This is a genomic window from Bacteriovorax sp. Seq25_V (assembly GCF_000447795.1).
Lineage (GTDB): Bacteria > Bdellovibrionota > Bacteriovoracia > Bacteriovoracales > Bacteriovoracaceae > Halobacteriovorax_A.
This window is the reverse complement of sequence record NZ_AUNI01000012.1, coordinates 1-1,854: the sequence shown is the minus strand read 5'-3', so window position 1 is coordinate 1,854 and position 1,854 is coordinate 1. Positions and strand designations below refer to the sequence as shown.

The window sequence follows — 1,854 nt, the reverse complement described above, 5'->3', positions numbered from 1 at the left end:
TGAATAAGATGAGAAAGGAAACCAAAGAAGCTTTAAGATGTTAAAGATCTGACGTAACTAAATCCGCTATGTTAAAAAAGCGAATGTTGTTAACAGTTGTAATTAGCGATAGTCAGATGCCGAAACACTTAAACTTTTTAGTAAAATCACTTTGAAGTTTTAAGTCGGAAACGATTTAGAAAAAGTAAGTTAGAAGATAATTTTTCAAGATTATATTTAATGCTTGGAGAGTTTGATCCTGGCTCAGAACGAACGCTGGCGGCATGCCTAACACATGCAAGTCGAACGAGAAAGCTCCTTCGGGGGTGAGTAGAGTGGCGCACGGGTGAGTAACGCGTAGGTAACCTGCCCTTTTGTGGGGGATAACCAGAAGAAATTCTGGCTAATACCGCATACGTAGTACGACATGGGAAAAGTACTAGAAAGGATGCCTCTACTTGTAAGCATTCACAGAAGGATGGGCCTGCGTTGCATTAGCTTGTTGGTGGGGTAATGGCCTACCAAGGCGACGATGCATAGCTGGTCTGAGAGGATGATCAGTCACACTGGAACTGAGACACGGTCCAGACTCCTACGGGAGGCAGCAGTGGGGAATATTGCGCAATGGGGGAAACCCTGACGCAGCAATGCCGCGTGAGTGAGGAAGGCCTTCGGGTTGTAAAGCTCTGTCAGATAAGAAGAATGGTCACGGGTCTAATAGGCCTGTGATTTGACGGTACTATCAAAGGAAGCACCGGCTAACTTCGTGCCAGCAGCCGCGGTAATACGAAGGGTGCAAGCGTTGTTCGGATTTACTGGGCGTAAAGCGCGCGCAGGCGGATTATTAAGCCAGATGTGAAATCCCGGGGCTCAACCCCGGAACTGCGTCTGGAACTGGTAATCTAGAGTTATAGAGGGGAGAGCGGAATTTCGCATGTAGGGGTAAAATCCGTAGAGATGCGAAGGAACACCAGCGCCGAAGGGGGCTCTCTGGCTATTAACTGACGCTGAGGCGCGAAAGCGTGGGTAGCAAACAGGATTAGATACCCTGGTAGTCCACGCCGTAAACGATGAGTACTAGATATTGGAGCCTTTGACCGCTTCAGTGTCGCAGCTAACGCATTAAGTACTCCGCCTGGGAAGTACGGTCGCAAGACTAAAACTCAAAGGAATTGACGGGGGCCCGCACAAGCGGTGGATTATGTGGTTTAATTCGAAGCAACGCGCAGAACCTTACCTAGGCTTGAAATCCCGAGAAGATCGACCAAAATTGATTGTGCTCTTCGGAGAACTCGGTGACAGGCGCTGCATGGCTGTCGTCAGCTCGTGTCGTGAGATGTTGGGTTAAGTCTCGCAACGAGCGCAACCCCTATCCTTAGTTGCCAGCATTAAGTTGGGCACTCTAGGGAGACTGCCTGGGTTAACCAGGAGGAAGGTGGGGATGACGTCAAGTCCTCATGGCCCTTATGTCTAGGGCTACACACGTAATACAATGGTGCATACAAAGAGACGCGATCAGGTGACTGTCAGCAAATCTCAAAAAGTGCATCTCAGTCCGGATTGGAGTCTGCAACTCGACTCCATGAAGTTGGAATCGCTAGTAATCGCAGATCAGCACGCTGCGGTGAATACGTTCCCGGGCCTTGTACACACCGCCCGTCACACCATGGGAGTTGATCTTACCTGAAGCCGTGGCCCTAACTTTCGAGAGGGGAGCGTCTACGGTCGGATCGATGACTGGGGTGAAGTCGTAACAAGGTAGCCCTAGGGGAACCTGGGGCTGGATCACCTCCTTTTAAAGGATTTAGAGCTAAGCTCTTATCTGGTCAAAGATTTCTTAAAGTAACTGAAGTTTCCTTTTTCATCTATATTTTT

1 rRNA gene is annotated in these 1,854 nt (G+C 48.9%); it reads left to right on the top strand.

Annotated features, from left to right (window positions below):
* The first annotated feature begins 220 nt into the window (after nucleotides 1-220).
* A 16S ribosomal RNA gene (locus M900_RS05980) occupies nucleotides 221-1,775 on the top strand.
* Nucleotides 1,776-1,854: the final 79 nt, after the last annotated feature.